Consider the following 8,433-nt stretch of genomic DNA (forward strand, 5'->3'; position numbering starts at 1 on the left):
GATTCCACCTACAAATTTTAAAACTGCCATTGCGATTGTCATATTATTTCCTCCTCTGTTGTTGATGCTAAGATGTGATTTATCTTTATACTCTCATTATAGTAAGCGCTTACATTTTTATCAATACATTCTTATATGCAATGTTGCATATAGGGAGGTAACGAAATATCACATTTTCGCATTAAGACATGTATTAGAAATTAATTGTTCCCTAAAACAAAAAAATGAACTGATTTCTCATAGACAACTGTAGTGAGGTGGAATTTTTGTTTTGGGGTACTCCAAAATATTAGGTTGATGGGCATGTGGTGCTATTCCTATCACTGAAAGTAAACTTCTATTCAAAAGTTTACTTTCGAATGTATTTTATTTATTATACTATTTTTTGTTATATCTTTAGGATTTTTTCTTAATGGATAAAGTAAATGAGCTTGTATTATTTAATTTAGTAAATGGGATAGTAAACAGGAGTGATATTAGTAAAAACTATTCAATAGATATTGTATTGTATTGAAATTCTTATAAATTTAATAGGATGTTTTATTTTTTATTGGTTTTGGGTATGGAGAAATAGCTTATTTTTTGATTGGCAAAAAAATAAACTTATTTGACTATAATTTTTGTAGGGAGAGGATATATACTTCAAGTAGAAAGTAATTATCTTTTTATAAAGATGTTGTTTATGATATATATATTATTGACTTTTATGAATAAATAACTGATCAACTGTTATATTTAGAGACTTAGCTAAATTAAAAGCTAGTTCTAATGTAGGATCATATTTATTATTCTCAATTGCATTAATTGTTTGTCTTGAAACATTACATAATTTAGCTAGATCTTCTTGGGAAAAGTTTTTTTCTTTACGCAAAATACGAATTATATTTTTCATTTTATGGATATCACCTTTAATTTTTGGTATATTAAGTGATTTTTAAAACTTAATATTTTTTATCTTGATTACTGTGATTTAGAGATATATTTTGAAATATACTTCTAAATCACAGTCTTTGTTAAAATGTTATTGTGACTATTTGTACATTATACTATACTTTTTTCTTTCTTTGTTTCAAAAATATTATATTTAATATTACATTTCTTTTTAATACTTACTTTTATTATAAGTAATTCTATGAGTAAGCTATATATGTTTGCTGTTATCCAATATATGATGATAGTTGACCAAACATTTAAAGCTATAATTGAAATGAAAATAATAACGAACACATCAAGGAATCCAATTTTATCTTTTTCTATTTTTTTAGTTATAATTTTTTCTATAATTATTGTTAATATTAGAATTATGGGTAATATAAATAAAGAATCCTTTTCTCCTAAAGTAAACCAAAGATATTTGGTGTTTTTTATAGTATTTAGTTGGTAAAGTGTTCGAATAAAAGATAAAGTAATGGTTAATTGAATACAAAATAATATAAATAAAATTAAAGGATGTATCAATTTATTATCTTTGTAAATTTTTTTCTTTGTTTTTTTAAAGGATTCTTTATCTAAGGATTGATCTATTTTTTTATCTATCAGTGATTTTTTTTCTTGATTTATTAAAAATAAAATTTTAATAGGTGATATTATTATTTTTAATAATAAAGAAATTAATATGATTGTTACAATATGAGTTAAATGTAAATTTGTATTAAAATAATTTATTGCATTACTAAATAATGTTATTAAATGATTCATATTAATGTTACCTTTTCTTTTAATTTTAAGGTTATTTAATATTTAATTGTATTCGTTTTGAGTATGTACAGCATTAATTTTATTTGTTTGTCTAGAACTGTCTATCATACCTGCTATCCAGACGAAAAATGTAAAAAGACTTAATAAAGGGAAAAATAATATACCTAAAATATTTAAGGAAATATTTAAAGCTATAAATGTTATACCTCGTAAAATTTTACCTAAATATATTTGACCTAGTCCTGGGAAAATGAAAGATAATAATACTGATAACCATTTTTTCTTCATAATAATGTTTTTCCTCCTTTTAAATTATTGATAGATATAGTTGTTAATTTTTTAACGTCCGGCTCCATGTAAATATGAATGAAATATACCTATTAATAATAAGACTTTATCTTTATAGGAATCTTCTATTAATTTAAGTTTTATATTGAATGGAGGTTTAATAGGTTCTTTCCATTCTGCGATAACTAAATTTGTATTTAAATTAGTTATTTTTGCCCATTCAAAAGGCCTTTGTTTTAATTCGTATACTTCTCCTGCAAATTCAAATGTAGTTATTTCCCCGAAATCAAATATTTTTTTATCTATTAAAGATATTTGATATTTTTCGTTGTTATCATAATAATCAAGTTTAAATTGTGTTCTTTTTCTAAAATCTATATCTTTTTTTGCTTTTAATTTTAAGTTTTTATTATCATCATATAATTCGTATTCTAAAAAGTAGGTTCCATTAAAAAGTATAGTATCTATTATTCTTATTATTTTGTTACTATATGTTTTTCTTATTGTACCTATTAGATTATTTTCATTGTCATAAATTTCCGATGGTTTAACTGAAAAATGATTAATCCACTTATAATGATACAAAGGATGTTCACCTCTTATACTAGATGTTGTACTTTTATTTTATTCATTAAAGCTTTTTTATTTTGATTATATATTACTTCATAACAACAATTGTTTAATAATTTTAACTCTACTATGTGTTCCTTATTAATAATAAATGATCTATGAGATCGTATAAATTTGTCATTTAGCATCTTATATATAACAATTAATGAAATCTGAATGCGTATAGTGCGACTATGGGTATGAATATATGTATAATTGTTATTTTTTTCTATAAACAATATTTCATCGATAGATATAAATATATATTGATCTTTTTTTTGAATAATAAGTTTGTTATTTTTATTAATTATCTTCATGTTTTTTCACCATTAAATTAGAAATATTAATATTCTATTAGATACATATACTTCTAATAAAGCACCAATTGTTAATAGGATAATTGTTATCGGAATTTCTTTCTTTAATAGACTAAAATAAAATTTAAATATTACTTCTTTTTTGTTTTTTCCTTTTAAACATTCCACAATCAAAATAATGTGTTTTACAGAAATGACGAATACAATGAACAGTGCGATTAGTTCGAAAATTCCGTGTATAAGTGAAACGGAGAAATATGTAAATGTATTTATACCGCTTTCTTTTGCTGTAAATCCAATTGTAAACAAAATTTTAATAATAAAAACAAGGGATAATCCAGTTATAGATAAGATACATAACATTAAAATTATAGCTGTGTTTATTGAGAAGATTAGAGTTAAATCTTTAAAATCTAATAATCTTAGATTGTTGTTGTGTGGAATATTGGTGTTTGTTAAATACCCTACAGATATTACCGATATTACAAGTATACAAAATAAGTATAATAACTTTTTATTATACATCATATCTCCTTTCTAATAGATTTATTTATCCGATTATTTCATAATCATCGGAATTATCTATTATTATAATGATAATAAACAAAAAAAACAATACTAGTTAAATTTAACTAATATTGTTTTTTTTTAGTGTAATTTTGGAATTATAGTGTAGAAGAAACTTCCCATAATGCAGCAACAACTTTACCATATTGAGCTGCTGGAGTTAAATCACAGATGAATTTACCAATATCTACTATAGCATCTCCAAGATCTGTCCAACTAAAACCATCTGTAGAATTAATAATAGCTTTTAATTTATAACCAATTGATGATGCCAATTTTGCTTGTGAAACCCCAGGAACTTTGCTGATTAAAACATCAACAACTTTGTTTACAGCTGAAGTGTATGAAAGTTGTCCAGTAAAATAATTATATAACATTTTATTTTTCCTCCCTTTTACATCCCTTTTTTTTACATCCCTTTTTCAATGTTAATGATATACTTATTGATTTATAAATGTAATGCTGTTAATACGAATAGTAATTTAAATCATTTGAATAGTTGTTAAATTAAATTCTATACCCCTTTTTTAATTTTATTTGAATATTAAGAAAATAAGAAAATTCACAATAATTTAATAAAATGTAAAATATTGTGAATATGATATAATAATTTAATAATTCACATATTAATATGCAAGGGGAGTAATTATGTTATTTAGTATTGTTCATATTCATAAAAAGAAAAAAAAATTAATTTTCATTGGTGTATTTATTTTAATAATTATGATTGCAAGTATTAGTGTTTTTTTTATGCAAGGAAGGGAAAATGATAAAGCAAAAGGGAATAGTGTTAGTTTTGAAAAAGTAACTGAACGTAAAATTAATAATACGAAATTAATTTCAGGACAAGTAAAACCAGGGAATATTGAAAGTTTTTACTCAGATTCCACTAAGGGAAAAGTAAAAGATATTGAAGTGAAAGAAGGACAAGAAATAGAAAAAGGAACAAAATTATTTTCTTATGATAATGAAGAAATCAATTTACAGATAAAGCAAGCAGATCTTGATCAAAAGATGGCTGATATGCGTTATGATCAAGGGAAAAAGAAAATAGATTCTTTAAAAAAGGAAATTAAGAAAGTTAAAGATAGTGGGGCTGGGAAAGAAGTGACAGACCCAATGGATGAGCAATTAAGTGAATTAGAAATGCAACAAAAAACAATAGAACTTGAGAAAGAAAAAGGTAAGTTACAAAAAGAAGAATTAAGTAAAAAGAAAAAAGACCTTACAATTTATAGTAAATTCGAAGGTGTTATACAGAAGTTAGATAAGGATGCAGCTCAGAGTTCTTCACAAGTATTAGGTGGTCAAGGAAAAGCATTTTTGCAGGTTGCTTCTAAAGATGCATTTGAAATTCAAGGGACATTAACAGAGCTTCAAAAGTCTCAAATTCAGAAAGATCAACAATTTATTGTAACTGCGAAAGCAAATAATAAGAAAAAGTGGACAGGTAAGATTACAGAGGTAAGCGAGTTCCCAACAAGCTCAGAGATGGCTCAAGTTGCTGGTATGGGGGAAGAGACTCGGAATATGTCCCAATATACATATAAAGCAAGTATTGATAGTCAAGATGGTTTATCTCCAGGTTATCATGTTTCTTTACAAGTAAATTTAGAAGATAAGACAATGATTGCTATTCCAAGTAAAAGTATTGTAGAAAAAGATAATGATATATTATTTGTTTACATTGAGGAAAAAGGGAAAATTCGTAAACAAAATGTAAAAAAAGGTACTACTGATGGAGATTGGACAGAGATTGTTGAAGGATTAATAGTGGGACAAAAGGTGGTTAAAAACCCTTCCGATAATGTGTATGACGGAATGGAAGTGAAAGAGAAATGATTACGTTAAATAATATCGCTAAAACGTATTATCAGGGAAAACTTGCAGTACCGATTTTGCATGATATTAGTGTAACGATTCAGAGCGGTGAGTTTGTTTCAATTATGGGGCCATCTGGCTCTGGTAAATCAACACTTATGAATATTATTGGTTGTTTGGATCGTCCAACAGAAGGTGAATATATTTTGAATGATGTGAATGTTTTGACAGCGGATGAGTCAAAGCTTGCTTTAATTCGTAATGAATATATTGGTTTTGTGTTCCAGCATTTTAATTTATTACCGCGTCTTTCAGCCGTAGAAAATGTTGAACTTCCACTTGTGTATGGTGGTATAAAAAAAACAGAACGAAGCAGACGTGCGCTTGAAGCTTTGAGGAAAGTAGGATTAGCAGATCGAGTGCATCATTTACCAAATGAGTTGTCCGGAGGACAGAAGCAACGTGTAGCAATTGCAAGAGCTATTGCTAATAATCCGGCTTTCATTATGGCCGATGAGCCAACCGGTGCATTAGATACGAAGTCTGGTGAACAGATTATGGATATTTTTATGAAGCTAAATGTAGAAGGTACAACAATTGTTATGGTTACGCATGAGAAAGAAGTAGCAGCTTATTCATCTCGTTGTATTGTATTGAGAGATGGGAAAATTATAGAAGATAGAGGGTGCTCGGTATGAGTCTAATAGACAGTATGAAAATTGCTTTATCTTCTATTTTAGTTCATAAATTACGCTCAGTTCTTACGATGCTTGGAATTATTATAGGAGTAGGTTCTATTATTACTGTTGTTGCAATTGGACAAGGTGGAGAGGCTGCTTTAAAATCAAAATTTGTTGCCTCTGGTAATAATACTATTCCAATTCAATATAGTGTTGATGTTAATGATTCGTTGGATATGGAATCAATGAATCAACCAAAATTAACTGAAGAGGATATTTTTGAAATTAAAAAAATTCCAGAAGTTGCGCATGTTCTTACAACTAATTCAAGTATAGAGTCTCTTGATATTGAAGATAAAAAAGAAATGGTGAATATTACAGGATTAGATATTGAGTATTTTTTGGTAAATAAAGTGAAAGTATTAAAAGGACATTCTTTAAGAGAATCAGATATTGTACAAGGTAATAATGTCATAATGATTAGTAAAGGTATGGAGGAAAAGGTTTTCAAAGAAGAAAATTCGGTTGGTAAAATTATTGAGATAAAGGGACAACCAATGCAAGTTATTGGTGTTTATAAATCAGATAATGGATTTATGGGAATAGAATCGTCAGAGGCTTTAATTCCAATTACACTGTGGCCAACAATCTATGGTAAAGATGAAATACAAAGTATTTCTGTTCAAGCAAGAAATGTGGATGATTTGGAAAAAACAGGAAAAAAAGCCGTTGATTTGTTAAATAGTCGTAAATCGAGTGATGTGACTGGTAAATATGAAGTTTTAAATTTAAAGAAAATCCAGGAAGGTATTTCTATGATGACTAATATTATGACATCAATTATTGGTGGTATTGCTAGTATTTCGCTCGTTGTTGGCGGTATTGGTGTTATGAATATTATGCTTGTATCTGTAACTGAGCGGACGCGTGAGATTGGTGTACGAAAAGCCCTGGGTGCAACACGTAAAAAAATTTTATTACAATTTTTAATAGAATCAATTATGTTAACTCTTTTTGGTGGATTAATTGGTATTGGTTTAGGTTATAGTGGTGCATATTTTGTTGCTAGACTTGCAAAATGGCCACCATTAGTTTCATGGGAAGTTGTTGTTGGAGGGGTATTATTTTCTATGACACTTGGTATTATTTTCGGATTAATTCCAGCAAATAAAGCAGCAAAACAAGACCCAATTGAAGCTCTTCGCTATGAATAAATAGCATTATTAAATAACCTTTAATTTTCAATTTAAAAATGGGGTAATAAATAACAATAGAATTAAATGTATGTCAAATGGTAAGTACATGATAGGAATCCCTCTTAAGGATTGAGGAGAAGTTCAAATAATAATGGTGCAAAAGAAAAATGATTTTTAATATATGGAAATCTTTAGAAACACATTTCGTGTTATTATTAAAGAAAGATGAAAAACCGCCCAAAGTCTTGGCGGACAGGCGGTTTTTCATAATAAGCTTGGAATCGACTAATATATATTTTCTATATATTCTATGTATATTCTAACATATAAAAGTTGGTTCCTTCCACTAAGGGAGAGAATTATTTTATGACAAAGGTTGTAGATTTTAGACAAGCTGAAAAAAAAGCAAAATTAAGAGATAGTAAGATTAATAGTATTTATGATCAGTTGCAAGAAGGTGGTTATTCAGAAGAAGAAAAGATAATGCTTTTACAATTATTAAGTAAAGCAACTGGTGGAGAAGAGTATTTCATAGGGAAAAAGAGAAAACCTTTAGATCGGGTGAAGTTTGTGCAATTAATAATGGACAATATTAATTATTTAACTGAGATTGGCTATTTAAGTAGTAAGGAAGAGGCTTTTTTGTTCAAATTAGCTTCGTTTGTAGAATTTAAAACTAACGTTATTGTAGAACGTGAAACCGGTAATCCTGCATCTCCAACGTATTTAAGTGGGAAATTTAAAATAGCTCGTCAGAATATTTCAGGTACAATGAACTCTTTATTAAAAAAAGGAATATTAGCGGTTGCACAAGCAGGAGTAACTACAGAGGATGGACGGGTTTGTACAAGTCGTACATGGTTTGTAAATCCTAATATTATGTGTTGTAGTCCGAAAGATGGCATAGATAAAGCAACTCAGCATATTTTTAGAGATTCATTAAGGAATTTTAAAGCTGAAGTTCAAGCAACGAAGAAACATAAACTTCCTGTATATTTATTTTAAAGAATGCACATTTCTCTTGCATTCTTTTTTTGATTGTGTTTTTTGTTTTTTTAGGTGTCACGAAAACATGACACCGGTGTCATGTTTTCGTGACACCTAATGTTTTATAAACCCTTGATATAACTGTTTTTTTTTACTTTTCTCTTCTCACTCTTATATATAGCTAAAAGTTCCGCAAGGAACGGGTCGTATTTTCTTTCGCTTTGCTACAGAAAATCTCCACCCTTTTCGCTTTGCTACATCCTTGCCAAA

11 protein-coding genes are annotated in these 8,433 nt (G+C 27.6%); 4 read left to right on the plus strand and 7 right to left on the minus strand.

From position 1 onward, the window contains the following. Positions 1 to 694: 694 nt before the first annotated feature. From CQ058_RS29985 to CQ058_RS30015, 7 genes are all read right to left on the minus strand, one after another. Positions 695 to 892: a helix-turn-helix transcriptional regulator gene (locus CQ058_RS29985; RefSeq protein ID WP_105590190.1), complete on the minus strand. Its 198-nt coding sequence runs from the start codon at positions 890 to 892 to the stop codon at positions 695 to 697. A gap of 149 nt (positions 893 to 1,041) precedes the next feature. After that, positions 1,042 to 1,698 (minus strand): YidC/Oxa1 family membrane protein insertase, encoded by a 657-nt coding sequence (locus CQ058_RS29990; protein WP_105590191.1) that lies wholly within the window; start codon positions 1,696 to 1,698, stop codon positions 1,042 to 1,044. Positions 1,699 to 1,740: 42 nt separating this feature from the next. Further along, positions 1,741 to 1,986 (minus strand): sugar ABC transporter permease, encoded by a 246-nt coding sequence (locus CQ058_RS29995; RefSeq protein ID WP_105590192.1) that lies wholly within the window; start codon positions 1,984 to 1,986, stop codon positions 1,741 to 1,743. Positions 1,987 to 2,037: 51 nt separating this feature from the next. Beyond that, positions 2,038 to 2,571: a tubby C-terminal domain-like protein gene (locus CQ058_RS30000; protein WP_105590193.1), complete on the minus strand. Its 534-nt coding sequence runs from the start codon at positions 2,569 to 2,571 to the stop codon at positions 2,038 to 2,040. 14 nt (positions 2,572 to 2,585) lie between these two features. Further along, a complete protein-coding gene (locus CQ058_RS32995; RefSeq protein WP_105590194.1) occupies positions 2,586 to 2,912 on the minus strand; it encodes a LytR/AlgR family response regulator transcription factor in 327 nt (108 codons plus the stop codon). A gap of 12 nt (positions 2,913 to 2,924) precedes the next feature. After that, a complete protein-coding gene (locus tag CQ058_RS30010) occupies positions 2,925 to 3,275 on the minus strand; it encodes a stage II sporulation protein M (protein WP_374954502.1) in 351 nt (116 codons plus the stop codon). Positions 3,276 to 3,577: 302 nt separating this feature from the next. Further along, a complete protein-coding gene (locus CQ058_RS30015) occupies positions 3,578 to 3,856 on the minus strand; it encodes a hypothetical protein (RefSeq protein WP_105590196.1) in 279 nt (92 codons plus the stop codon). Positions 3,857 to 4,127: 271 nt separating this feature from the next. On the opposite strand from CQ058_RS30015, the gene CQ058_RS30020 reads away from it, so the two are divergent. The 4 genes from CQ058_RS30020 (at position 4,128) to CQ058_RS30035 (ending at position 8,181) form a co-directional block, all read left to right on the plus strand. Next, a complete protein-coding gene (locus tag CQ058_RS30020) occupies positions 4,128 to 5,321 on the plus strand; it encodes an efflux RND transporter periplasmic adaptor subunit (RefSeq protein ID WP_105590197.1) in 1,194 nt (397 codons plus the stop codon). After that, positions 5,318 to 5,998, plus strand: coding sequence for an ABC transporter ATP-binding protein (locus CQ058_RS30025; RefSeq protein ID WP_105590198.1), 681 nt, complete (start codon positions 5,318 to 5,320; stop codon positions 5,996 to 5,998). The genes CQ058_RS30020 and CQ058_RS30025 overlap by 4 nt, the downstream gene beginning before the upstream one ends. Further along, positions 5,995 to 7,194, plus strand: a complete 1,200-nt coding sequence (locus CQ058_RS30030; protein WP_105590199.1) for an ABC transporter permease — start codon at positions 5,995 to 5,997, stop codon at positions 7,192 to 7,194. Before CQ058_RS30025 ends, CQ058_RS30030 begins: the two co-directional genes overlap by 4 nt. Positions 7,195 to 7,542: 348 nt before the next feature. Next, a complete protein-coding gene (locus CQ058_RS30035; protein ID WP_105590200.1) occupies positions 7,543 to 8,181 on the plus strand; it encodes a MarR family transcriptional regulator in 639 nt (212 codons plus the stop codon). Positions 8,182 to 8,433: the final 252 nt, after the last annotated feature.

This window comes from Bacillus sp. MYb56 (genome assembly GCF_002976445.1).
GTDB classification, from domain to species: domain Bacteria; phylum Bacillota; class Bacilli; order Bacillales; family Bacillaceae_G; genus Bacillus_A; species Bacillus_A mycoides.